Below are 24538 nucleotides of genomic sequence, written 5' to 3'. Positions count from 1 at the left end.
CTATTGCTGATTGATGAGAGCTGCGCTCCCGCGCAATGACACATAGCGTTGAAATACGTCGCGGGCCTCGGTCATGCGGCCTGCCTGTCGGAGGGCGTGACTGCGCAAGAGCGTCAAAGGCACGCGGGAAGACGGTTGAGCATCAAGTACGTCCAGCCGATCCAGTACATCAAGTGCTTCATCACCAAGGCCCTCGGAGATGAGAGTGTAGGCTAGAATGCGGAGCAGATCGACGTCTTGGGAGTGTTCGCGAGCGGCGATGCGCAGCAGAGCCAGACTCTGTGCGCTCTGCCCGCACGCGAGATGGACATAGGAGAGGGCGCAGAGCAGGTCACGCTCCGGCCCGGAGATCAGCTCGCCGGATTTGGAAACGTCTGGGGCAGACGTAGGGGGGGCATGCTCCACTCGATCCGGTTCGATCATAGCTAGCCCTTGATCAAGCTGTTCTGATTATGCCGGAGCAGAAGTAGCCGCCGCAGTTCCTGCTGTAGGATTGCCAAACATTCACAGGCCGTGTTGTCGTCTGGCGTTGCCTCCAATGTTTGGGTTAAGCGCTCCAGAAGAGCGCAATGCCTGTCTGCGCGCAGCACGTCTGGATGACGTAGGCGTGGAATGACGAAGGAGAGCAGTCCGTGTGAGAGATTGTGGCCATAAAGCGCGGCCAATACCGCGCGTGGGTCGAACTCGTTTGCCCCGTCACCCCTCTCGAAGCGAGTGACGCGCGAGACTGCATCGATGGAGTTGACCTCGAGCGCGGCCTCCCGCGCAGGATCAATTGGCAGATTCTGCGCGGGCTCATCCCGCCACGACGCCTGTTTCGTGGCGCCGTCTGCATGAACACCCCTGGGTCCCATGTTTTTGGCTTTCGGGGTGTTCGGGCCGATGACTGGCGAATGCTCGCCCACATCGAGTCCCTGCGATGAGGTGCCGAGCCCTACAGGGTGCTGGGGCAGTCTAGTCATCCATTCTCCTTCTTTGCAGGGTGGAAAATCTAGTAGGGGAGAGCAGCAAATCGGCCGTAGCGAGTAAGCAGCACCCGCTCGTCCTCAATCCGATCGACGGTCCATCCATTACTCAACAGCGCTCCCACGAAATACTTCTGGCCGCCGATAAGCAGATAAGGTTCGCTTCCGCGCCAAACTGCTTGGACAGCAATCGAGGACGGCGTTTTCTCCTCCTTGACTGTCACCGCATTCACAAGGGCAGGAGTGCCGTTGGTTTGATGATCGAACCATTGCTGGATTTCTTGCCATTTTGCGACCAGGGGAGGCGTAACATCGCCCTCCGCGGTCACAACACCGGGCCCCGCACTGACCTTGATATTCAGAAGGCCCCGTCGTTCAACCTGCTGCCGCAGCAACTCGGCGGTTGCATCAGCAGCCCTCGCATCAACTCGGTGAATGGTTGGTTTGGGAGCAACGTCGAACGCAGGCGGCGAATCAGTGCTCAGCATCATCCCACTATCGGCAGGGACGAAGATGGTTGAGAGGGGGCCGATCGCGACAGAGCTGAGCAAGACCAGACTTAGTGCCACGATCAAGCCACGAAACCGGTGGCTCGAACGAGCTTGCGGAAAATCTTGCGTCGACCAGCGAATGGACATGGCGCCGATATGAACGACTGCAGGAAGAGGCACACTGCGGCGCTCCCCTGGGGCAATATTCCCGTGGCCGTCTACGCTGATATCGGAAGCAAGGGGTTCAATCTCGATCGAATTGCAATGTGGGATGATGCGAAGGTGGTGGGGTTCGAGCCCTTGTTCAACGAAGATCATGTCGGCATCAAGGCCGCTGCCGATCAGGCCAGCCCCGACAGCTGCTTTACCCGTCAGCCCAGCATAGAGCCCTGACAGAACTTCGAACTCGAGAGAAATCGATTCGTTCACGGATAATCTCCTGGAAACGAGAGAAGCCGTACGGCAGTTGCCGTACGGCTCATCCAGAGTTCGTCATTCACAGCTGGCCACGGTAGCAACGCGGTGAATCAGCTGTCTTCGAGAGTTATTGGACGCGCTCGTCCGCGATCTTCTTCTCGGACGAGAGCTCGGTCGTAATTCTGCGCATTGCCACGGCCTGGGCCTGGACCTTCTGGCTAACACGCTCGAATTCAGCCATCTGGTTCTGGAAACCTGCATCCCCGGTCTGCTGGGCGCCAGCAAAGGCGCCGGTACCGCCAACAGTATCAACCGCCATGTCTATTCACCTTTCTTTGTCGTATGTCGTTACTTGGGACTGTCACGTCGGACGGACCGGCGAAACGATGGCGGGAATCGAAAGAAAGACGTGCCCGCCTCCGAGGCTGCTCAGGTAAAGCTCTGCCTCCTTGCCGAGATCATCGGGCTTGCACTGTACGTCGCGTGTTTCGCCGCCATTCTTGCTGTCGGCGGTTTTATTCACGTCACTCTTCTCAGCCTCCAATTTGTGGAGCACACTTACAAAGCTATGGTCGACGGCCCCGCCCACTGCGGAACCAATCGCAGCTCCGAAAGGTCCGCCAAGCCATCCGCCGGCGGCGCTTCCGATCATTTCTCCGATCATGGTTTCTCCTATGCTCGTCTTCTTACGCTCAATCGACGACTTCTCGCCTATAGATACGTGACCTCATGATAGGGGCGCTACCTTTCGAGAAGCTGACGAGTCTCGCGTTCGAGGTGACTGGGTTGATGCTTTGCAGCAGCCCATCAGTTGCTGGCGGCTGCAAGCTCAAATAGGCTTCTTTAGTCGCGCGTTATGATCCGCTCGGTGCCGGACCGACACGGAACGCCCTCTACACCGGGCGATCGCAGCCTCGAGGCCAGCTCGCCATCGACGATGAGGAACTTGGGGCGCCGCAGCCCACGCTGGATGAGATTATCGTCGAGCACGGCCTGCCAGGCTTCGGTGCCTTGCCGCCGATGCTCCTGATCGCGACCAACACTTTTCTAACCGTCCGCACGCACGCCGATGATGACCAGCAGGGAGATCAAGGTCGCCTTGCGATCGTATCCACACCACAGTGCCCTCGAGAGTCACCCGCACGATCGTCTCCTCGGCCAGTGAGCGGGCATCGAGGCGAACCAGTCACTCTTCACGTCGGGGCCATCCGGCTCGAGGTGCCCTTGTCGATCGCGCCGGCGAGCGAAGCGCGGGGCGCGCATGGCGCGTGTTGCTGCTGGCGAGGTAGACGCCGGCGATCAGTGCATCGGCGGCCAACGTGCGGCGCTAGTAGTCCCGCAGCGCCCGGCTCTTCCACTCGGTGGTCTCGCCGCCGGGTGTGTACAACCGGGCGCGCGGCACCGCGGTCTCAATTGGTCCGAAGCTGCTGGTCAGCGACAGTGTCCGCTGCCGTGTCGATGGCCCGTGGTGCGGGCACTCCCTCACCGCCAGCCTTCTTGCTGCGTCTCGTAACCGGGTGCGCGAGGCCGCATCGAGTTCGCCGCGGATCAATTCTCCGATGAACTCCCGCGCGCGTTCGGGCACCGCGCTTTCGATCGGATCGAACCAATCGTCCGAAAAGCTAGGGGAGCCGTCCTCTCTGTCAAGTCGTAGGAAAGGCGTCTTCGTGATATTGCTTGTCGCGCCGTGAATTCCTATCCGGCGCTCCTGCGCCCGATGAGTCGAGGTTGACATCTCGGAGAATCCGCCACCTTCAATTCCAACCAATCCCGCGACGGGAACCTCAAATGCTGACAAGGGCTGAGATGCTCAGTCGCGTGGTTGTTGTCGTCAGCTTTTCGACAGGTACTGTGGGGTAGAGTTCCTGCGAATAGCATACGCGCGATATGCTCGTGCCCGAGCCGCTGTGACGTTGAGATGAGAGAGGGAAGGGCATCATTGATGCTGCCGTCGCTGCCAGCGAGAAGCATCCATTCGCTCGGCTAATGGTGAGTTCTGAAACTGTTCCTGGTTGATTGTGTGCGTAACGCTCGCAGTTTTACCGCTTTCTTCGATGCAACAGGAGTGAAGTAAATGCCGTATCTCCCAGTGGCCGGTCTTCCCGTAGTCGGCGCGCTCGATTCGACGATGAACGGAGTGGTGCCGGAAAGCGCGGTTGCCGCTCCCGCTTTCAACGCCCTATTGGGGCAGTATGCCTCGGCGGGTACCTACCAGTACCTGCCGGTAGATCCACCCGAGTTTGCTTCGGCGGTCGTTCCTGCGGGCGTTGTCCCTGTTGTGGTCACTCCGGCATCCGTCACTCCAGCCGTTGTCGCTCCCGCGTACATGACGGCGCCGCCTCCTCCTCCCATGCTGCCGAACCAGCTAAACCAGAGCTCGGAGCCTTCGGTCGATCCGGTGTGGACCCATGAGGTCAAGGATGGCCAGGCCACGATCAAGCTAGGCGACAAATATACGATTACAGCCGACGAGAAGGATGGCACCTGGACCGTTCGCAACAACCAGACCGGCCATGTCACGAAGATCCATGGCGATCCTCACGTCGATGCTAACGGGGACGGCAAGGACGACTTCGATTTCAAGAAGGATATGACGTTTCAGCTCGAGGACGGCACAAAGATTACCGTCAACAATGTCGATTATGGTAATGGCAAGAGCATATCCTCGAAGCTTACCATTACGAACGGCCACAACGCGATGGTCGTGGAGGGGCTCGGCGACGACAAGGATGGCAAAAGCAATCTGAGGGTGATGCAGTCGAATGCTGGCATGTCCCTTGATGAGCTGACAGCCGATGGTTCCCAGACAATCCATGAGAGCGGCGAAAGCTGGGTCGATGGCGCCGGACGCGCGGTGAATCAGGCGAGTATCGATGCCGGCGAACAGGGACGCGCGCCGGGCAATTACCGTTATGCAAGCGCGGTGCAGGCCTCTGCAACCCCCGTCTTCTTCGTTCCTCCTCCCCCGCCGCCTCTTGCGATGGTGCCGGTCACGGTCGCTCAGATGCCAGCACCGCCATCTCAGCCACGGCCTCAGCCGGACCCCGTGTGGTCGCATGAGGTCAAGGACGGCAAGGCGACTATCAACCTTGATGATAAGTATACGATCACAGCCGATGAGAAGGACGGCACCTGGACCGTTCGCAACAACCAGACCGGCCATGTCTCGAAGATCCACGGTGATCCTCATGTTGACGCGAATGGCGATGGCAAGGACGATTTCGACTTCAAGAAAGGCATGACTTTCCAGCTCGACGACGGCACGAAGATTACCGTGGACACGGTCGATTATGGTAAGGGCAAAACCATCTCCTCGAAACTTACCATCACCAACGGCGACAATGCCATGGTTGTCGAGGGGCTCGGCGACGACAAGGATGGAAAAAACAATCTAAAGGTGAGGCAGTCCAATGCTGGGAGGACCCTTCGTCAGCTGACGTCAGATGGAGCTCAGACAATCTATGAGCGAGACCAGCAGTGGGTGAACAAATCCGGACGCACAGTGACGCAATCGGCCATCGACCACAATGAGAACCCGAACGCGCCGCCGAATTTCAAGAGGATGATGCGAGAGGCTATGCTCCGGCGCATTTTCGGTCCTGATGCACCGCCGGCGTGAGGCCAGATCGAAGTCGTGTCGGTAGGTCGTGGAAGCGGGCCCTAGCGCCCGCTTTCATCTTCGCCAAGCGGCCACGAGAATGGCGGGTGCGGCGGCGTATCATTCAGGATCGGCGCTGCCAGCTAGATGATTTCGTAGTCACACCTTTGGACGCCAACTCACCAATAGACGGGCGGTGGCCTCAGGCCTTGGGTACCCGACCAGAATTGCTGCGGCGCGCATCTTCGATGCTGGCCGGCCTATCGCCCCCGGCGGAGGCGCTGCATAGGAACGAGTAGCCCTCACGGCTCTCTGCACGCCAACGCTCCTGTCGATGCGGGCGCTCGGGCAAGGGCTGGTTCGCGGGATTGGTGCGGATCGTATGAGGACGGCCTAGGCCGCGCGATCTATCCTCAGCTCAAAAGAGCAAGCGATCACCTGTCTCGCGTTGAGCCCCCTTGTTGAAGCCTGGGGGAGAGAGTTGTGCGCGAATCCTTGCGTCGTAGGACATCCAGCAGGTTTCAGGAAACCGACGGCGGTGCGCTATGACCTCGAAAATCGGGCATCGCTGTCCAAGTTGCTACTGTGGAAGGTCAAAATGCGTGTTTCGGCAATTCTCGGACAGCCATTTCGGTAATTCGCGGACAGCGATTTCAGTAATTCCGGGACAGGGATTCCGCTAAATCGCGGACAGTTATGGGGTTGGTTTTCGGGAGCGCCGTTCAGGCAATGTTCCCTCTCAGACTGAGTTTGAGAGGGGCGATGACGAGACGGAAGCAAGCGAAACGAACGACTGTGAAGGACCTACGATCGATCCTAAGGCTGACGTACGAGCAAGGCCTGTCGGTTCGGGCGATCTCGGAACGGCTGCAGATCAGCAAGACCTCGGTTGCCACCTACCTGCTGCGGGCGCGTGAAGCGGGTTTGAGCTGGCCGCTGCCGGCGATTTACGAGAGCGAGGCGGCGTTGCAGCGGGCTCTGTTCCGGCGGGTTGGGCGGCCTCCGCAGGACTTGAGCGAGCCCGAGTGGCCGCGGGTGGCGCAGGAGCTCAAGCGCAAGGGCGTGACGCTGACGCTGCTTTGGCAGGAATACCGGACGGCCCATCCCGACGGTTACGGTTACACCTGGTTCTGCGAGAAGTTTGACGCCTATCGGCGCCGGGCGAACCCGACGTTCCGCCACCGCCACGCGGCAGGCGCAGTGATGCAGACCGACTATGCCGGCCCGACGGTGGAGGTGATCGATCCGCAAACCGGCGAGATCCGTCAAGCGCAGATATTTGTCGCGGTGCTCGGGGCTTCGTCGCTGACCTTCGCTATGGGGAGCTTCGGTCAGCGACTACCAGATTGGATCGAAGGCCAGACGAGGGCCTTGTCGTACTTCGGCGGAGTTCCCAAAGCGATCGTCTGCGACAATCTGAAGGCCGGGGTCGTCAAGGCGTTGTGGTTCGAGCCGACGCTCAATCAAACCTTTGCCGCCATGGCCGAGCACTACGACACGACGATTTTGCCCACCCGCAGCCGCAAGCCGCGCGACAAGGCGATTGCTTCATACTGCACCTCATTCTGGTAGTTGCGCGGTGATAGGTGTTGTCTGGGGCGGACTGGAGCGGCGGCCGCCGCGGCCCTTGAGGATCGTTGTGTCAGATGCGATCTGCCAGAGACCACGATTTAGGCTGTCTGAGTAGCATTTTCTTATGAGCCCCTGACGGCCCCATTCGTACACGGTGGTTTTGGCGATGCCGAACCTCGTAGCAACCTCGTGAGTCGTAAGCATGCCGCGGCGGCGCAAGCGATCGTATCGGCTCGCCAGCTTGTAGGCACCGCGAATGAAGGCGACCTTCTTCAGGCTGAGGGGCTTGCCTTCCCAGGTGCGCCATCCGTCGCGGTTCAAAATGTCGGCGATCTCGCGGTCGCAATGTTGATCGAGCAACCGGTCGACCGTCGCGACAAGCTCGGGCTTGAACTTGCGCAGCTGGGCGATGGGCAGCGGTCGTTCAAGCTTCAATGTGCGCGTAGCCCCACCGGACAGACGCACGTGGGCGGTGATGTTCTGCGCCTTGATCAACGTCACGTCATCAAGAAGCAAGCGCACGATGCGTTTGCGCTCACGGAAGTCGACGCGCGCGTCGTTCCAGATTTGTGGCAATTGCTCAGCCAGACCGATAATACGTTGCCTGGCGGCGGCGCTGAGCGCCGTAGCCTGCTGCTTGCTGCGGCGTTCGTAGTCCTGGGCAGCTTCGGCATGACGGCGCAGCTTGTCGTTCCATTCGGCCTCGAGCGAATCGGCGACGAGACGGTTGTCAGGGTCGACCTTCATGTAGCGCCGGCGGGCAAGCTCGGCATCGTAGCGCAATCGCTCGACATGCTGCCGACGCGCAGTATCCGTCTCGTGGGCACGCATCTCAAGTTCGCGCTGGACTTCCAGACTGACGGCCAGCGTCATCGGGGTCATCATCTCGATCATCAGCGCTGCGACCGCCGCATCGACGATCTTGCCAGGCACCGTTTGACAGATCTTTCCGGCACGGCGCACGGCACTCTCCTGGCAGACATAGATCGGGACCGTGCTGCTGTGCTCGCGGCTGTAACGCACACCCATGCGTTCGCCGCACAAGCCACATAGGACGCGCCCCTGGAGCAACGCCGGTCCCTCGCGCGCCGGCCCAGAGAGCCGTTCGCCACCGAAGGCGCCGGCATTGTCGGCGAGACGCCGCTGATTGGCCTCAAACCGTTCCCAATCGATGTAGCCCTGGTGCATGCCCGGCATGACAAACTGCCAGTCCACCCTCGCGACCTTGACGACGCTGACGCCGCCGTCGGGGCGATAGCGGGTGCGCGTGCGACCATAGACGAACGCACCAGCATAGCGTGGATTGTGCAGCACCTGGAGGATGCGTGAATGCTGCGGTGGCGCCCAGAGGAGGTCGCCTTTGTTGGCACCTGTCCGCAGCCGGCGTGGGAACTGCAAGCCTTGCTCCCGGAAAAAGCGGACGGTCTGAACGGCGCTTCCGGTCCGCTCGAACGTCTCGAAGACCAGCCGAATGGCGCTCTGCACCTGGGCGTCGGGATCGAGGCCGATTGTACCGTCAGTTCGATATACCAGTCCGACCGGTGGACCCATCTCTAGCTCGCCGCGCCGGGCCTTGTTGAGCTGACCACCACGCATGCGCGCTTTGAGAATATGCAGTTCGGCCTCGCTCATGGTACCTTTGAGGCCGAGCAAGAGGCGATCATTGAAGCCGCCCGGATCATAGATACCGTCTTCGTCGAGAATGAGCGTCGCAGTCAACGCGCACAGTTCGACGAGACGATGCCAGTCCGCGGAGTTGCGCGCCAGTCGCGAGACCTCCAGGCCCATGACGATGCCGGCTTTGCCAAGCGCTACCTCGCTTACGAGTTGCTGGAAGCCATCGCGTGCGGTGCTGCTGGAACCAGACTTGCCGAGATCGCGATCGATCACATGAATGCGCTCGATCGGCCAGCCCGCTACAATTGCGCGCTCGCGCAGCGCATATTGACGCTGCGTGCTCTCGCCATGTTCAGCGACCTGCCGCAACGTGGATTGGCGAACATACAGGTACGCATCACGCTTGAGATGGTCGGCCGTGATCTTGAGCTCAGGCATGCATCGGCTCCGTAGCGAGGGAGACAAGAATGCCGGCGATGAGGCGGGTGACGTCGCTCGCCGGCGGCGACAGATCGGGCTTGACGAAAGGCGCGGGCTCGGGCGCGCGGCAAGCGACCGCGGCAAAAGGTTCGTGCCCCAGCGCCCGCATCCATGCAGCCAAACCTTGGCGGCGCAGAATACCGAGGCCGGAACTCGTGGTGACTTCGTCTGACAGAACCGCGCCGCGCAGCTTCTCGTAGACAATCGCTACGTCCGCCGGCGCGACAATCAGGTTGGTGGATGGATTCGTTTTTTTTTGCGCACCAGCGCCCGCTCCAGGCTGCGTCTGTGCACCTTGACGCCGAACCGTGCCTCGATTGCGTCGAGACACTGCGAGGTTGTCATCTCCGGCTTTGCCGCTCTGAGATCGGTCACGAAGGCAATGACCTCGGCGGAGACCTTGTGGCCGGCTTTGGGACCGCGCCGGCCTGGCAGTAGACCGGCAAGCCCTGCAGCCTGCAATGCGTTTTGGGCTTTGTAGAAGGTCGGTCGGGTGACGCCGAATCCCGCGGCGGCTTCGCTGATGGCAATGCCGTCGATCTGATGGCGCCGCACCATCTCGTAGCGCACCTGGACCAGGTCCTTGGCGTCGAAGAATGGATGGCTTTTGAACAGAACGTCGCGAACGGCTTCGGGATTGGGATTGAGGACACCGTCTCGCGCCAGCGCCTCGCTCTTCGAGTCTCGTTGTTTTGGCTTTGCCATGGATAGCCTCGATGATTCGTAAATATAAATACGCCTCTACATCTTGGATGTAAACCATGAAGTTAGCGCTATATCCAGCATTTGTAGCCGCATCAGCTTGAGCAAATGCGGCGATTCGATTGAGAAGCGGCATTGTTTGCTTTAGAGGCGTAATTTGCTTTACGCATCGCTGGCGCCCAATCGCCCAGCAAGCCCGTCCAGCGCATCGCACAGAGCCAGCAAATCGGCGGTGCGAAAGGCAGCTCTTCCCGCCGCCATCAGGCGGAAATCGTCCGGGAGGTCGATATTGGTGAATGCGCTTGCGATCGTGCAAAGCCGCCCATCTGCACCCGCATAGACCACCCGGTCTTCGCCCCAATGACGGCGCCGGCAGATCAGCTCAAAGGCGTGGCCGTTCAGCGGATGAAACGGATGCGTGATCCGCACCTTGAGGCAGGTCGTGCCAACACGGCCCGCAGTTGACGGCTCTTGACAAGGGCAAGGTTGAAGGCGCGGTGCTGATTGTCGAGCGCTGGATTCTGGCACGGCTACGCCATCGGCGGTTCTTCACCCTGACCGATCTCAATACCGCGATCGGCGGATTGCTGGAGGAGCTGAACAATCGGCCGATGCGCCATATCGGCAAATCCCGCCGGCAGCTGTTCGAGGAGATCGAGCGCGACGCGCTGTCGCCGCTGCCGAGCGAGCCATTCGAATACGCCGAGTGGAAAACGGCCAAGGTACATCCCGATTATCACGTCGAAGTCGACAAGACTTTTTACTCGGTGCCGCACCGGCTGATCGGTCGTCGGGTGGAAGTCCGGCTCACCTATCGGGCTGTTGAGATCTTCCAGGATCACACGCGTGTCGCCAGCCATGTGCGCCGCTCTCAGCGCAGTGGCCACGTCACCGTGAACGAGCACATGCCCAAGGCCCATCAGCGTTGCGCCAATATGACGCCAGCGAGCTTGATCAAGATGGCGGGGCGGATCGGCGTCAACGCCGCCATCCTGGTCGAGCGGATGATGCGTGAGCGCCCGCATCCCGAGCAGGGTTATCGCTCCGCCATGGGGATCATCGCCCTGGCGCGGCGCTACGAGCGCAGTCGGCTGGAAACAGCCTGCGAGAGGGCGCTCGCCATCAACGCTATCAGCTACTCCTCGGTGAGCGCCATCCTCAAATCCGGGCTCGACCGCGCGAGTCCTGCCGCTGAACCCGTCAAAGCCGCGCCCTCGCACGCCAACATCCGTGGCGGAGCCTATTATCAATGAAGGAAAGGACCATCATGATGCTGACCCATCCGACCCTCGACCAGATGCAGGCCCTCGGCCTTCCCGGAATGGCGGCCGCTTACCGGCAATTGGCCGAACAGGACAATGCCGCCGATCTCAGCCGCGACGAGTGGCTCGGCCTGATGCTGGATCGCGAAGCCGCCATACGTGCCGACCGGCGCCTGACCAATCGCCTCGCCGCAGCCAAGCTCCGCTTCGTTGATGCCTGTATCGAAGATATTGACTTCTCGCGTCCCGCCGCGGCCTTGACCGGCGCAACACCCTGCAGCTGGCGCAAGGTGCCTGGCTGAAAACCTACGAGAACCTCATCCTCACCGGTCAAACCGGTACCGGCAAAACCTGGTTGGCCTGTGCCTTCGGGCGCCAAGCGGCCAGGCTCGATCATTCCGTCCTCTATTTGCGTGTGCCGCGCCTGTTCGAGGACCTCGCCATGGCCCGTCTCGACGGTCGTTTCCCGCGCCTCATCGACAAGCTGGCACGTGTTCAGTTGCTCATTCTCGACGACTGGGGAACCCACACCCTCAACGATCAGCAACGCCTCGATCTCCTGGAAATCTTCGAAGAACGCTACAGGCGAAAATCCACCCTGATCACCGCCCAGCTGCCCGTTGCCCAATGGCATGACATGATCGGCGAACCCACCATCGCCGATGCCATCCTCGACCGAATCATCCACAACGCCCACCGTGTCGCCCTTGAAGGCGACAGCATGCGAAGGAAAAAAGCAGCGCGCCCCTTGACCGACGTCGAAAACAGCGAAACGAATACCAATTGACTTCAACAACCAGGCAACCAAAAGCCAGCGCCGCCATGCTGTCCGCGAATTAGCGAAACTGCTGTCCGTCAGTTAGCGAAACCGCTGTCCCGTTTTTGCAAAATACGCAGTCAAAAGAAAGTCGCAGCAGTTGCTGCCGAAAAGATCGAGCAGGCTGTAAGAACTCAGCCGCCTTCGCAAACGAGCCTGAATAGTCGCCATTGTGTATGTAGAAGTGGTCGGAGAGGTATCTGCAGTGGCGATCATAACCCATTCGCGACCGCAGGCGGGGGCATTCTCGTCGCGGCTTTCCCATGAGAACTCCGCGCGAGGGCGAACCGTCTCGCGCGCCGTAGCGGACGTCGAGAAAGCCCCGAAGGCAATTTTTACCGTCGGACTTGCCGCCAAAAGTGAGATGGGCGGCCTTTTCAACAAGATCGAGGAAGTCAATTCGACGATACGCCAGCGGCCGGCAAACGCTTCGCAAAGGCCGGCACCCCGTCCATCAGCCGACTCCGCTATCAGCTTGGGGAGCCGCACCAGATTTAACCGGCTGTAGCGAAGGTAAAACCCATTCGAGGCGATCACGCGCCAAGGAATCGGGTCGTGCCCGGCACCTTTTTGATCAAGCCGAATGCTTCGTTAAAGCGCTTACGGATGCCCTGGCTGACGGCATTCTGCGCAAATGCGGCGTCACGTTCATCGAGCGCGGCTCATTACGAAGTCTTCTGCAATTATCGGCCGACGGGATTCGCAGTGCCGCCTTAACGGCACGTTCCAAATTCGTTGCGACTGTCCGAAGAAGATTAAGCTGCTCTAATCTTCACACTATCTCATTGCCCTTGTCGTATCAGAGCAATCTCGAATCAAAGTAGCACGCAATTTATTGAGCAGTAAGTTAGCTAGGGGGCATTCGGATTCGCGGACCCGCTTGCAGCACGGACCTGGAAGATCGTTGAAGGCGCGGTCTAGCTGCTGGTATGTGCGAAGTCTCGCTTGCTGCGTCCAATCGCGTTCGATTTGATCACGCCCGAAATCTCCTGATGTGGGGCCGAGCATCCGGGCTCACCCATCATCGAGCTCGCTCATGGCCTCATCCATATCCGACTGGGAATCACTTATGACTTGCGTGGCGACGGAAACGAGGGCCTTTTCGAACGCTCGGCGCAGTAGCTCTGCAGGCGTTCCATCGCTGCCGCTCTCGGCGGTGTCGAGGGTTACGCCAGCCTGTGGCCCTGTTGCTCCGAGATCGGCTGCACCTGCGTTCATGTCGTAACACTCAGATAGCGGCGTCGCCGCGAGATGCCCTACTCTCCTAATGCTAGCAAGGTCAGCTTGCGAAAAGCTGACGAAGATCGAGCCTCCTTGGCGACTTCCCCTATGAGGACCCCGTGCAGCTATCCTTCCTTGACCAGATCTCTGCATTTATCAAGTCGGCTTTAAAAAGCGAGCTTGGCCGGTGTTAGCGGCCGTCACCAAAGTGCTCAGCCCTTGGGAGGGTCAATCAATCAGCCCTCGGACATGGCAGTGCTGCGGCCCGCGCGATGGTCGCTAGTGGCTGGGCGGATCTTCTTCCGAGTTGTCAGGCGAAAGGGTCGAGCCCAGCAACGGCGTGAGACGAATGAAGCCCTCTTGTCTCTGTTCAGCTGTGTGTGAGGCACACCGAGGGTGAAAAATTTTATCGAGTGGTCCTTGCTCGGCTTCGCTCCGCTGCGCTCCAGCATGTCGATCTGAGCGTCTGTGGCTGTTTGGCCCATGAGAACCCAGTAGTCCTTGGCGCGAGGTCCGTCCAGCATACGGAACTCGGAAAATTCGGCGGTGTAGCTTCGGAGGGCCCAGCTTGAGACGGGCCGGCTGCAATGGCTTGGTGTCGGAGGGTCCGCCATGCGATGGCCGGCCGTGGGAAGGCCCAGCCTGCAATGGCCCGGCGTGCAACGGGCCGGCATCGATATTTTGCCATATCAGATCCTGATCGAAACCAGGATGTGCCTCGATCGCCTCAGCAATTGTCTGCTGCGAGAGGTACTGCGGAGAGCTTTCCGCTGCCGGTTCGGCGTGGACCGCACTCGGTGTATACGGATCATCCTGCCAACCCAAGGCCGACGAATAGAGGGGCTCAGTATCAAAGTATGGCGAGTAGGGATGGGCTGCGTCCAAATATGGCGAGTAGGCGTCCCTCTGCAGCACACTGGCGAGGCGACACGATGCGGCGCAGCACCACCTTGCGCGCCATTGAGCTGCCGCTCAAAGCCGGTTGCGTCTGTCGGCGGTCGCGGTGAGTCGGGCTCTGGGCTCGTATTCGATGCGACATTGCATTGAAGTCCATCTTCTCCTTTCAAATGATGGAGCGGCTTGAGCGATGCGGAGGCTGCCGCCCAGCGAACTCCGAAGCAGTTGTTTCTGAGCTCACGTCGATCTATTAGGCTCCGAGCAAGCGTCACAAGATGGCGCTAACCACCTTCCGCTCGAGCATCCGATGCCACGTCCATTGCGGATGCGGCACCGCCGTCCAGACATCCGCACGCTCATACTGCGAGGTTTAGCTTTCGAAAGCTGACGATCAGATGGATTTAAGCCAAGGCAGACCGGATCGACTTCGGCCGGAGCTGTCTCGCATCATCAAGTCACTTCTGGGCTGTACCAGGTTCGCGTACGATGCCTTCTTGATGCGGCGCTTCAGAAGAATATTGGCTTTCAGGTCGTCCGCCACGAATGACCATGCTCGAGGAGCCACGAAACAACATCAAAACAGACTCCCGTGGCGGCTTTTCGCCGGCGGCGGGACTGCGCCGCGCCTGCGCATCCGCCATAAGACCCTTGATCGTCTGGTCCACGAGCGCGATGAAGCGTGGCGGTCCAGAGGCCAGGACAACGCCATCTCCCGGCGCCGGTTTCAGAATATACCGCTCATCGGAGATGTTGAGCGCATCGAGTGCAGTCTTGAATGCATCGAAGCTGATCGGATTCAATACAACGAGCCGGGTCTGCGCCTCGTGGGCAGCGGATATGTACAGCACCAGCCCGTCGTAATACCATTGAAGATTGTAGAGATTGGTCAAACGCTCAAGGAACTCTCGCGGTGGTAGGTCAGGCATTCGCCCACGAATCCGGCCCCTTACCTCGGCGCTGACATTGATCCTGATGTTGAGATTGTTGCCGAACTCCTGCAGCGCGGCGGAAAGGTCCTGATCGAGAACCGTATAGCTATAAGAGGTCGACGGTAGCGAGAGGGATGCGCCAAGCGCCCTCACCATTCCGAGGCAGACGAAAACTCCAACGTAGAGAACTCTCTTCAAAATCGGCAGCATCGTGGATCGGACGAGCATTCCAAAAGACCTTCCGCCGGAGAATTAATCTGGAATTCTCTACCACTTGGAAATCAAACGTGATCTTTCGATGACGCAATCAGCGGCATCTTCGTCAGGTTTTCGTCAGCTTGCCCATCTACGATCTTGATCCGTTCATCGGTCAATAACGCCAGGTCTCGTTACACTAGCACAATGACTCCTTCTATGATGTTAGGCGCAACGCCGATCTCTCCCAATTCAGTCGACTGTCTTTCCAATGCCTGCTCGCCGGCAGCTCCTTGCGAGCAGACCCAGTTTGAGCAGTCGCTTGCGCAAGCGGGCTCCAATCAGGCTGCTTCTGCTGCCTCCTTTCTCGCAGATAGAGCCGCAGTCGTTGCGCCGATATCGGAGATTCAACGCGCGAACACTCTAGCAAGTCCGCCGGGCGATCGCGTCCTTCAAACCCTTTCCGCCATGTACCGGAACCGTGCCGTTCCTCCGGCGGTCGAAAGCGCTCCGGCTGCTCCGAACAGCACTCAACCTGGACCGGTTGCGCAGCCGGTCTTGCAGCCGGACGACATCGGCGCACATGCGGCGGTTAAACCGGAGGGGGCGGATTTTGATTCGATGGTGGTGAATCTGCGGGATGTCTACAGAGATGTCATTCAAGTTTCACTCGTTTCCAAGAGCACTGGCGCCGTCAGCTCCTCGTTGAACAAGCTGCTATCGGCGGGCTGAGTGAGGCTGATGACTGGTGTAATGCAGAGTGGCGTCAGTGGCGGCCGTCAATCATGGCGGCGGCGTGGCATTTGTCTTGCTCTACCGCTTCTTCTTCCGTTGATCGGATGCAAGGCTGATCTCTACACCAAGATTCAGGAGCGCGAGGCCAATGAGATGCTTGCGCTTCTCCTTAGCAAGGGTGTCGATGCCGTTCGTGTTGTGGCCAAGGACGGAACTAGCACAATCCAGGTCGAGGAAAGGCAGCTCGCGTACTCGATTGACCTGCTGAATGTCAAGGGGCTGCCGCGCCAATCTTTCAAGAATCTTGGCGAGGTGTTCAAAGGATCGGGCCTGGTTGCCTCGCCAATCGAGGAGCGCGCCCGTTACATTTATGCGCTTAGCGAAGAGTTGTCGCGCACGATTGGGGACATCGATGGCGTCCTTTCAGCGCGTGTCCACGTTGTTCTGCCGAAGAACGATCTCTTGCGACAAGATGCGACGCCTTCTTCGGCATCGGTTTTCATCCGGCATGCCTCCAACGCGGAGCTCTCAGCGCTGTTGCCCCAAATCAAGATGCTCGTTGCCAACAGCATCGAAGGGCTTTCCTACGACAAAGTGGCGGTCGTCTTTGTGCCGGTTGAGCGGGCTCCACTTGCGCAACCAGGGGCGCAGCCAGCCAGTTCGGCCCTACCAACAAAGTCTACTTCAACGCCGTTGCTTGCATTCGGGGTGGGGGGCGCCGGCGCCGCATTCGGCATCGTATCTTACGTCTTGCTGGGCGCGCTCATTCGTCAGTTCGGACAATTATCGCGCAAACTGACCACGTTCGCCAGCCGTTCGAAGGTGCCCGCTGTCCAGCCTGCTGGCAAAAAGATTATTTCTGATGCGACATAATCAGGACGCTCATGTCGGATTTGATGTCATTCACCGAGCTCAATCGTTCGTTCACGCTAGCTTTTGACCGGCGGCGCGAGCTTGTTGCCTCGATTCATGCGAGCCGTTTTGCTGCGCGTCTTGATCCACTGCTGTCGCCCCCCACATTGCTGCGCCTGCAGCAGAGTTCCAGGCTGCAGCCAAGACTGGCCGAACTGCTGATCGGCAGCGAAGCGGATCTGAGCGAAGCTGGCTGGAATGACGACCTGGTGCTCGCGCATAATCCGCGTCGGGCCGCCCTGCTCGCGGGCAGTATCTGGCATGCGCGCTCGATGCTGAAGCTGGTTTCAAAGCACGACCTTTCGCTTCTGGTCGAAATAATCGGGGCTGAAGCCCATGCTTTTGGTATCCGCCACCTGTCCAGTGCGGTCGCGACGACGTCGATTGTCGATCCGGAGCAACTGTCGCGAGAGATCGAACACGATGGACATGCCTGTCTCGGCGCCTGGCTAAACGAGGCATCAGCGCTTGATCGTATCCGCGTGCTTCTACGCTTGCCCGTCGGGACCGCTGCGGACAATCCCGCGGCCGAACACCGTAGGACCGCAGGCCCACTGCTTTCCTTGGTAATGGCTCATTTGGGAACGGAGGCCGCCAGGGTATGACCGCCGATGTCCCACCATTGCTTGTGGCCCCGCAGAGTCGCCCGCTCGGGCCCCTCATACCAGCAGCCGAGCTCAAGATCTGGCATGATGCCGCACACGCGCTGGCCGCTGCCGAGCGGCATCTGCAGCGCGCTCGCGGCTGGGCGCGCAAAGCCTATGAGCGGGAACGGGTGCGCGGCCATGCCGAGGGTATAAAGGCGGGCGCGGAGGAAATGGCGCGGCTGATTGCGCAGGCTGCTTGTGAACTGGCGCAGCGAAAGGCCGTCCTGGAGCAAGAATTGCCGCAGCTGGTCGTTGAGATCGTGAGCGATCTGCTAGGCGCCTTTGATCCGGGCGAGATGCTGGTCCGGGGCGTTCGTCACGCCATCGAGCAAAAGTATAAGAGCACCGAAGTTTGCCTGCACGTGTCCCCGCTGAAAGCCGATCTGCTGGCCAGCGAGTTCGCGGCCTGCGACGGGCGGGATGGTCGGCCCAATGTCAGGATTGAGCCGGATCCTGCGCTGACGGCGGACCAATGCGTCTTGTGGAGCGAGTTTGGCAACGTCGAGCTCGGACTTGCCGCGCAGCTCCGGGCGCTACGTCTGGGGCTTGGTTTGCCTTCGCAGGAACGTGAGTGGTGACGACGCAACGACCAACCCATGATGCGGCGGCAGGGCAAGGCGGAGCTGTGCATGCTGCACTCTCATCCTTAAGATCTTCGGCAAAACATGTCGACACTCGCGCCGTACGAGGTCGGATCACGCGGGCGATCGGCACGCTGATCCATGCCGTGTTGCCGGAGGCCCGCGTCGGGGAACTGTGCCTCTTGCAGGATCCCCGCAGCGGATGGTCGCGTGAGGCCGAGGTGATCGGTCTATTGCCGGACGGGGTGTTACTTACGCCGATCGGTGACATGGTCGGTTTGTCCAACCGTGCGGAGGTGGTCACGACCGGGCGAATGCAGGAAGTGCCAGTGGGCCCCGATTTGCTCGGCCGCGTGATCGACAGTTTCGGCCGTCCACTCGATAGTAAGGGCCCAATAAAAACGGGCGAAGCTCGCCCGCTGCGCGACAGGGCGCCCAATCCTATGAAACGGCGCGGTATCGAACAGCCTTTTCCGCTCGGCGTTCGTGTCCTGGATGGGCTTCTGACTTGTGGCGAAGGCCAGCGGATCGGAATCTATGGTGACGCCGGTTGCGGCAAGTCGACGCTGATGACACAGATTGTAAAAGGCGCGGCGGCCGATGTTACCATAGTCGCGCTGATCGGCGAACGTGGCCGAGAGGTGCGTGAGTTCATCGAGCGTCATCTTGGCGATGCGCTGCGCCGTTCGGTCGTCGTCGTTGAGACCTCCGACCGTTCGGCCATGGAGCGGGTGCAATGCGCTCATATGGCGACGACACTGGCCGAATATTTTCGTGATCAAGGATTGCGCGTCGTTCTGATGATGGATTCATTGACACGCTTTTGTCGCGCCATGCGTGAAATCGGCCTTGCCGCAGGAGAGCCTCCGACCCGGCGCGGCTTTCCGCCATCCGTCTTTGCGCTGCTGCCGGGCCTATTGGAGCGTGCCGGCATGGGTGAGCATGGCTCCATCACTGCCTTCTATACCGTGCTTGTCGAAGGTAGCGATACCGGCGATCCAATTGCCGAAGAATCTCGCGGCATTCTTGACGGTCATATCGTTCTCTCACGGGCGCTCGCCTCGCGAGAGCATTTTCCGGCTATCGATGTGCTGTCGAGCCGAAGCCGCGTCATGGATGCAATCGCATCTGTGCCACATCGCAAGGCGGCATACTTGTTCCGTGATCTGCTCTCGAGTTACGCTGAGGCCGAGTTCTTGATCAAGGTCGGCGAATATAAGCAAGGCTCCGACCCGCTGACGGACCGGGCGATCGCCTCGATCGAGGAGTTGCGAACGTTCCTGCGCCAGGGTCAGGACGAGGCATGCAGTTTTGAGGAGACGGTCGCATGGATGTCGCGTCTGACTGCCTGAATCCCATTGATGCTTCGAAATTGCGGCTCGTCATGGACATTAGGGAGCGGAGCGCGCTTCGTGAAATGTCCAACATGGAAGGCAAGCGCCGCGTCGCGGTTCAAGCCGTCCAACAAGCTTCCGAGCATCTTGCAAACGCCGAAAGACACCGCACAAGCGTCGAAGCCGAGCTTTATCGGGAAATGTTATCAGTCGATATGATATCCGTCGCCGAACTCGAGCGCCGCTGCCATCTCGTCATTGGGCGGCTCACGGCCGAGATCGGATTGGCGCAGAAAGCGCTTGACGAGGCACGTACCGCTCAACACCAGGCCGAGGCTGCGGTTCTTGCGGCTCGGACGCTCTGGGCCAAACGTTCGGCGGCGAGCCACAAATGGCAAGAGATCGAGCGCGATGTTCAGCGCATCACCAGCGCTCATTTTGAAGCCGCGGCCGAAATTGAAGCCGATGATGAGATCTTGCTTCGGTATCGGAGAGGCTCGCCGACCCAAATGGGAGGCGAGCCGACGTGATGGCCAATTCTCCTACGCTGGCCCAAGGGTGCAGTGATGTGGAAGCGCCGCCTGCGATTCATTCGCCCCATAGACCCGCGCCTTTCAGACCGACGCTGACCCTCTCTCATGCTGTGGCCTCGTGGCTCAATGAGATCGCAGTTTTCCGCGTGCCTCTGCAAAGCCGTCTCGGCGATAAGCCGCTATCGCTCCGTATGAACCGGCTTGTCTGGCACGCGGAGCCGGCTGCGACATCGATGCTCGACTGCGCGTTTGACACCGGCGGTGAAACGGTCGTTGTGTCCTTGCCCGGTCCGCTTGCGGAAGCGCTGATTGCGACCGTGCAGAATGGTTTGACCTTACCGTCCGAGCCGGCTCGTTCGCTGATCCTTGAACTCGCGCTTGAACCGTTACTCGCTCCGCTGGAGAGGCTGACGCAGCGGCATTTGCAGATAATCCGCACCGATGAAGCGGCGAGGTCAGGCCCCTATTTTGAATTCGACGTCGCCTATGGTCCACTCACCGGCAAGGCTCGCCTACTTCTATTCTCCCTTCTCGACGGTCCGGTTCCGCCAGCGTTCAGCGCCCTTGGCGAGCTGCTTGGCCGATTGCCGCGACACTCGCCCAAGCTTCGTTCTGAACTCCCTGTCTTCGTTGCAGGACAGATTGGCTCGCTCCGCCTTACAATCGGCCTAATTCGTCAAGCACAGCGAGGCGACGCGCTGCTGCCTGACGCAATTCCTCTTGCTCGCGGCCAGATCATTCTCACTGCGGACCGATTGTGGGCCCCTGCAGATATTGCCGGCGACAGGCTGGTCCTGCGGGGGCCATTCCGTCTGCGATCCCACCCCCTAAAATGTGGACATATGACGACACAAGCCGAAGCGCAGCAGCTCCCCTCTGAGGCAGACATCGACAGTCTCGAGATCACACTTGTATTCGAATGCGGCCGCTGGCCGATGCCGCTGGGAACTTTGCGAGGCATCAACGAAGGCCATGTGTTCGAACTTGGTCGCCCCCTTGATGGACCGATCGATATCCTTGCCAACGGCCAACGTATCGGTCGCGGCGACATCGTGCGGATTGGCGAGGAACTGGCCGTCAGGTTGCGCGGCAGGTTGGCGGTCAATGACTGAGATTCAACCCAGCATCCTCGCGCTTCTTGCGGTGACGGTCGGCCTTGGTTTGCTTGCATTCGCAGTAGTCACAACGACCGCCTTCATAAAGGTTTCCGTTGTTCTCTTCCTGGTGCGCAACGCGCTCGGGACCCAATCGATACCGCCGAACATCGTCCTGTACGGCGCTGCGCTGATCCTCACCGTCTTCGTCAGCGCGCCGGTCTTTGAGCAGACCTACAACCGCCTTAGCGATCCGCAACTTCGCTACCAAACCTTCGATGATTGGGTGACGGCCGCAAAGGAGGGGCAGGAGCCGCTGCGCGCCCATCTGAAGAAGTTCACCAATGAAGAGCAGCGCCGGTTTTTCCTGTCATCCACCGAACATGTCTGGTCTGAGGAGATGCGCGGCAGCGCCACGGCTGATGATTTTGTGATTCTTGTACCGTCTTTCCTAATCTCCGAGCTCAAGCGTGGCTTCGAAATCGGCTTTCTTCTTTATCTTCCCTTCATCACCATCGACTTGATCGTGACGACGATTTTGATGGCGATGGGCATGTCTATGGTGTCTCCAACGGTAATTTCTGTTCCCTTCAAGCTCTTTCTGTTTGTCACCATCGACGGTTGGTCACGTCTCATGCACGGCCTGGTATTAAGCTACACGACGCCGGGAGGTGGACAATGAACGAGGCCGGCATCCTCACTCACCTAAGTCAATCGCTCGTCCTTTTCATGATTTGGGTTCTGCCACCGCTCCTGGCAGCTCTGTTCTCCGGACTGATCATTGGTCTCATCCAAGCGGCAACGCAGCTCCAGGATCAAACCTTGCCCCTGACGGTGAAGCTTCTGGTCGTAGTCGCCGTGCTCGCTGGGTTTTCTCCGGTGCTCAGTGCCCCGCTCATCGAACAAGCCGAGCGCATCTTTAGTGAGTTTCCCGCACTCACCTCGAGGTACTAACAACCTTAGATGCTGGGCCTTTCACCTACAGATGTGCAATCTCTCGTCCAAGGCGCGATCGAGCTTGTCGCCGCAACCAGCCTGAGCGCAGCCCGGGCTCTAGGCATCATGCTTGTGCTTCCCGTCTTTACCCGCCCGCGTATCGGCGGCCTGATCCGTGGAAGCCTGACGATTGCGATCGGACTGCCGTGTCTGGTGCAGATCAAACTCAGCCTGCAGGCGCTGGATCTGAACACGCGTTTCGTCGTAGTCACCACGCTCGGTATAAAGGAAATATTCGTCGGTCTTCTGCTCGGCATCCTGCTCAGTATCCCATTATGGAGTATCCAGGCAGTCGGCGACATCATCGACACCCAACGAGGAATTTCGAGCCAGGTCGCGGCGGAAGATCCTGCGACTCACAGCCAAGCGTCGGGAACCGGGCTTTTTCTCGGTATCACGGCGGTCACGATCTTCGTTCTTGCGGGTGGCCTCCAGACCATGGTGAAGAGCCTTTATGCCAGCTATCTGATCTGGCCCGTGGATCAGTTCCTGCCCGCAGTGACGGCGCAAGGGGCAATGGAGTGTCTGACGCTTCTCGATCAGTTCATGCTGTCGACGCTGCTCGTCGCCGGGCCGGTGCTGACCCTGCTGCTGCTGGTCGACGTATCAGTCATGATGCTCAGCCGTTTTGCATCGCAGCTCAAGCTGAACGATCTCTCCCCGACGATCAAGAATGTCGCCTTCGCGGTCATCATGGTCAGCTACACCGTCTATCTCCTTGAATACACGGGAACTGAAACTCTCAGATCCGAGAACGTGCTGGAGTATCTGAAGAAGCTATTGAAATGAGCAGCACTAGCGAGGAGAAAAAGCTTCCTCCAACTCCCAAGAAGCTGCGCGAAGCGCGCAAGAAAGGACAAAGCGCGCGCAGCACCGATTTTGTGAGCGGGGTCAGCGCGTGCGCCGGTTTCGGCTGTCTGTGGTGGAGAGAGGGGGCGATCGAAGACAAGTGGCATGAAACGGTACGACTGATCGATAAGCTGCAGGAGCAGCGGTTCACGAACGCGGTTCCGCAAGCGCTCAGCGGATTGCTGGAACTATCGATTTCAGCCGTCGGGCCATTGCTTGCGGCTATCGTGGCAGCAGGCCTTCTGGCCAATGTCATGGTTAATGGCGGCTTCATGTTTGCTTCGGAGCCGCTCAAACCAAAGCTTGAGAAACTGGATCCGATCAAAGGCTTGAAGCGGATCGTATCGAAACGTTCGTTCATCGAGCTCGGCAAAACGCTGGTTAAGGTAGTGCTCCTGGGGGCTAGCTTTTTCCTCACCGTAATCGCAAGCTGGAAGGCGTTGGTGTACTTGCCGGTCTGCGGCCTGGGCTGTCTTGGCTTCGTTTTCACCGAGGTCAAACTGCTGACCGGGATCGCCGCTGGCGCTTTTCTGGTCGGTGGATTGGCTGACCTTTTGATCCAGCGCTGGCTGTTTCTGCAGGACATGCGCATGACGGAAACCGAGGCCAAGCGTGAGAAGAAGGAACAGGAAGGTAATCCGCAGGTGAAACGTGAGCACCGGCGTCTGCGGCAGGAGTCGGCGAACCAGGCTCCGCTCGGCGTCCATCGCGCCACATTGATATTGAGGGGGGCCGCAAGCTTGATTGGGCTGCGCTATGTTCGTGGCGAAACCGGAGTGCCGGTCTTGGTCTGCCGTGGCGAGGGCGAAGTTGCTTCACGGCTCCTTGCCGAGGCGCGCGCACTGCGCCTCCACATTATCGATGACGATGTCCTGGTGCGTCAGCTGCTCGGCAAGGCTAGGCTCGGCGACCCGGTCCCTTCGCAATATTTCGAGTCGGTAGCAAAAGCACTTTATGCCGCCGGACTGGTCTAGTACGCACCTTCTTAGATCGTGAGTCGGATTCAAGGTCGAAGATGATTAACCGAAGCAAGAGAAGACCACCTCTCGAGCAAGGTCGCAAGGTGCTCGAGGCGTGTTGTCGCTCACCGGTGACGTTGCAGCGCGATTTAAAGCGGGCGCAGATAATTCTGTTGGCAGCAGCCGGTCGATCAAAGGAAGTAGGGTCCAGCCGGGGATTGTCAGCCTTTGGCGGCACCGCTATGCCGAACATGACCTTGAAGGGCAGGAGACAAGCCGCGGCCTGGCAAGCAGCCGATCTATTCGGAGGCGGCGGATTGGCGGCTTCTGAGGCTATTGGATAAATCGCCTCCAGAAGGGTTCGCCCGCTGGACGGGGCCGTTGCTAGCCGGGGCGCAGGGCCACGTTGACGCGCAATATGTCTGGCGCTTCCTGCGCAACCACAAGATTGACGTCGGAGCTCGCACCTCATGGAGCGAGAGCAACGATCCGGACTTTAGTCGTCCGTTCTTTAATCGCGGGCACGGTGTCAACCCCGATAGACAAAAATGATCCGCTGCCGGGTTCATGGTTCTTTCCGCGGTCGTCTCTATGCAGGAGCGCCGCATGGTGGCGTTCAAGAGGCGCGGCATCTCGATGTGAAGAGCGCGGTGCGCGTAACGCCCGCGGGGACGACTTCGAGATTGCCAACGCCTTCGTCCCGGCAGGGACGCATGTTCCGCCGAGGGCAGATCT

The 24538-nt window shown here is 59.6% G+C and carries 21 protein-coding genes and 5 pseudogenes; 17 read left to right on the top strand and 9 right to left on the bottom strand.

Features of this window, described 5'->3' with window-relative positions; translation table 11 throughout:
• Genes RX331_RS27820 through RX331_RS27810 form a run of 3 tightly spaced genes read right to left on the bottom strand, consistent with a single transcriptional unit; the run spans position 1 to position 1885 of the window.
• Entirely contained in the window at positions 1 to 423 is a 423-nt protein-coding gene (locus tag RX331_RS27820; RefSeq protein WP_317252801.1) for a tetratricopeptide repeat protein, read from the bottom strand.
• 2 nt (positions 424 to 425) lie between these two features.
• Complete coding sequence (locus tag RX331_RS27815; protein WP_317252800.1) at positions 426 to 962, bottom strand: hypothetical protein; 537 nt, start codon at positions 960 to 962, stop codon at positions 426 to 428.
• 29 nt (positions 963 to 991) lie between these two features.
• Positions 992 to 1885, bottom strand: a complete 894-nt coding sequence (locus RX331_RS27810; RefSeq protein WP_317252799.1) for a hypothetical protein — start codon at positions 1883 to 1885, stop codon at positions 992 to 994.
• Positions 1886 to 2003: 118 nt separating this feature from the next.
• Between RX331_RS27810 and RX331_RS27805 the strand changes: the two genes are divergently transcribed.
• Entirely contained in the window at positions 2004 to 2606 is a 603-nt protein-coding gene (locus tag RX331_RS27805; protein WP_317252798.1) for a hypothetical protein, read from the top strand.
• A gap of 194 nt (positions 2607 to 2800) precedes the next feature.
• On the opposite strand, the pseudogene RX331_RS39070 reads toward RX331_RS27805, so the two are convergent.
• A pseudogene (locus RX331_RS39070) lies at positions 2801 to 3488 on the bottom strand (transposase); the annotation flags it as partial.
• 459 nt (positions 3489 to 3947) lie between these two features.
• Between RX331_RS39070 and RX331_RS27795 the strand changes: the two are divergent.
• A complete protein-coding gene (locus RX331_RS27795) occupies positions 3948 to 5492 on the top strand; it encodes a DUF1521 domain-containing protein (RefSeq protein ID WP_317252796.1) in 1545 nt (514 codons plus the stop codon).
• A gap of 741 nt (positions 5493 to 6233) precedes the next feature.
• A pseudogene (gene istA / locus RX331_RS27790) lies at positions 6234 to 7010 on the top strand (IS21 family transposase); the annotation flags it as partial.
• A gap of 21 nt (positions 7011 to 7031) precedes the next feature.
• On the opposite strand, the gene RX331_RS27785 reads toward istA, so the two are convergent.
• From RX331_RS27785 to RX331_RS27775, 3 genes are all read right to left on the bottom strand, one after another.
• The gene (locus RX331_RS27785; RefSeq protein WP_317252795.1) at positions 7032 to 9098 is read right to left on the bottom strand and encodes a recombinase family protein; all 2067 of its coding nucleotides are present in this window, start codon (positions 9096 to 9098) and stop codon (positions 7032 to 7034) included.
• A 270-nt stretch (positions 9099 to 9368) separates the two neighbouring features.
• Complete coding sequence (locus RX331_RS27780; protein ID WP_317252794.1) at positions 9369 to 9845, bottom strand: helix-turn-helix domain-containing protein; 477 nt, start codon at positions 9843 to 9845, stop codon at positions 9369 to 9371.
• A 159-nt stretch (positions 9846 to 10004) separates the two neighbouring features.
• Positions 10005 to 10271, bottom strand: coding sequence for a DUF5372 family protein (locus RX331_RS27775; protein ID WP_317252793.1), 267 nt, complete (start codon positions 10269 to 10271; stop codon positions 10005 to 10007).
• A 44-nt stretch (positions 10272 to 10315) separates the two neighbouring features.
• Here RX331_RS27775 and RX331_RS27770 point away from each other — a divergent pair.
• Positions 10316 to 11095: pseudogene (locus RX331_RS27770) on the top strand (Mu transposase domain-containing protein); the annotation flags it as partial.
• Positions 11096 to 11112: 17 nt separating this feature from the next.
• Positions 11113 to 11891: pseudogene (gene istB, locus RX331_RS27765) on the top strand (IS21-like element helper ATPase IstB).
• A 72-nt stretch (positions 11892 to 11963) separates the two neighbouring features.
• Here the strand turns inward: istB and RX331_RS27760 are convergent.
• Together RX331_RS27760 and RX331_RS27755 are read right to left on the bottom strand one after the other, a co-directional pair.
• A complete protein-coding gene (locus RX331_RS27760) occupies positions 11964 to 12458 on the bottom strand; it encodes a hypothetical protein (RefSeq protein WP_317252792.1) in 495 nt (164 codons plus the stop codon).
• A gap of 2036 nt (positions 12459 to 14494) precedes the next feature.
• The gene (locus RX331_RS27755) at positions 14495 to 15196 is read right to left on the bottom strand and encodes a secretin N-terminal domain-containing protein (RefSeq protein WP_317252791.1); all 702 of its coding nucleotides are present in this window, start codon (positions 15194 to 15196) and stop codon (positions 14495 to 14497) included.
• 186 nt (positions 15197 to 15382) lie between these two features.
• Between RX331_RS27755 and RX331_RS27750 the strand changes: the two genes are divergently transcribed.
• The 12 genes and pseudogenes from RX331_RS27750 to RX331_RS27695 form a co-directional block, all read left to right on the top strand.
• Positions 15383 to 15895, top strand: coding sequence for a nodulation protein NolB (locus RX331_RS27750; RefSeq protein ID WP_317252790.1), 513 nt, complete (start codon positions 15383 to 15385; stop codon positions 15893 to 15895).
• 9 nt (positions 15896 to 15904) lie between these two features.
• Entirely contained in the window at positions 15905 to 16771 is an 867-nt protein-coding gene (sctJ, locus tag RX331_RS27745) for a type III secretion system inner membrane ring lipoprotein SctJ (RefSeq protein ID WP_317252789.1), read from the top strand.
• A gap of 11 nt (positions 16772 to 16782) precedes the next feature.
• A complete protein-coding gene (locus RX331_RS27740) occupies positions 16783 to 17415 on the top strand; it encodes a nodulation protein NolU (protein ID WP_317252788.1) in 633 nt (210 codons plus the stop codon).
• Positions 17412 to 18035, top strand: coding sequence for a type III secretion system stator protein SctL (gene sctL / locus RX331_RS27735; protein ID WP_317252787.1), 624 nt, complete (start codon positions 17412 to 17414; stop codon positions 18033 to 18035). Before RX331_RS27740 ends, sctL begins: the two co-directional genes overlap by 4 nt.
• Positions 18032 to 19390 carry a type III secretion system ATPase SctN gene (sctN, locus tag RX331_RS27730; protein ID WP_317258257.1) on the top strand — a complete coding sequence of 453 codons (1359 nt, stop codon included), beginning with the start codon at positions 18032 to 18034 and terminating at the stop codon, positions 19388 to 19390. Before sctL ends, sctN begins: the two co-directional genes overlap by 4 nt.
• Positions 19366 to 19902: a hypothetical protein gene (locus RX331_RS27725; RefSeq protein ID WP_317252786.1), complete on the top strand. Its 537-nt coding sequence runs from the start codon at positions 19366 to 19368 to the stop codon at positions 19900 to 19902. The genes sctN and RX331_RS27725 overlap by 25 nt, the downstream gene beginning before the upstream one ends.
• Positions 19902 to 21017 carry a type III secretion system cytoplasmic ring protein SctQ gene (gene sctQ / locus RX331_RS27720; protein WP_317252785.1) on the top strand — a complete coding sequence of 372 codons (1116 nt, stop codon included), beginning with the start codon at positions 19902 to 19904 and terminating at the stop codon, positions 21015 to 21017. Before RX331_RS27725 ends, sctQ begins: the two co-directional genes overlap by 1 nt.
• Positions 21010 to 21681, top strand: coding sequence for a type III secretion system export apparatus subunit SctR (gene sctR / locus RX331_RS27715; protein WP_317252784.1), 672 nt, complete (start codon positions 21010 to 21012; stop codon positions 21679 to 21681). The genes sctQ and sctR overlap by 8 nt, the downstream gene beginning before the upstream one ends.
• Positions 21678 to 21953: an EscS/YscS/HrcS family type III secretion system export apparatus protein gene (locus RX331_RS27710; protein WP_317252783.1), complete on the top strand. Its 276-nt coding sequence runs from the start codon at positions 21678 to 21680 to the stop codon at positions 21951 to 21953. The genes sctR and RX331_RS27710 overlap by 4 nt, the downstream gene beginning before the upstream one ends.
• A gap of 9 nt (positions 21954 to 21962) precedes the next feature.
• Entirely contained in the window at positions 21963 to 22784 is an 822-nt protein-coding gene (gene sctT / locus RX331_RS27705) for a type III secretion system export apparatus subunit SctT (protein WP_317252782.1), read from the top strand.
• Positions 22781 to 23818 (top strand): EscU/YscU/HrcU family type III secretion system export apparatus switch protein, encoded by a 1038-nt coding sequence (locus tag RX331_RS27700; protein ID WP_317252781.1) that lies wholly within the window; start codon positions 22781 to 22783, stop codon positions 23816 to 23818. Before sctT ends, RX331_RS27700 begins: the two co-directional genes overlap by 4 nt.
• Positions 23819 to 23863: 45 nt before the next feature.
• Positions 23864 to 24304, top strand: a pseudogene (locus RX331_RS27695) (helix-turn-helix domain-containing protein); the annotation flags it as partial.
• Positions 24305 to 24538 lie beyond the last annotated feature (234 nt).

The sequence above is a fragment of the Bradyrhizobium sp. BWA-3-5 genome (genome assembly GCF_032917985.1).
Classification (GTDB): Bacteria; Pseudomonadota; Alphaproteobacteria; order Rhizobiales; family Xanthobacteraceae; genus Bradyrhizobium.
The sequence above is the reverse complement of the archived record's forward strand: the minus strand, read 5'-3'. Positions and strand labels throughout refer to the sequence as shown.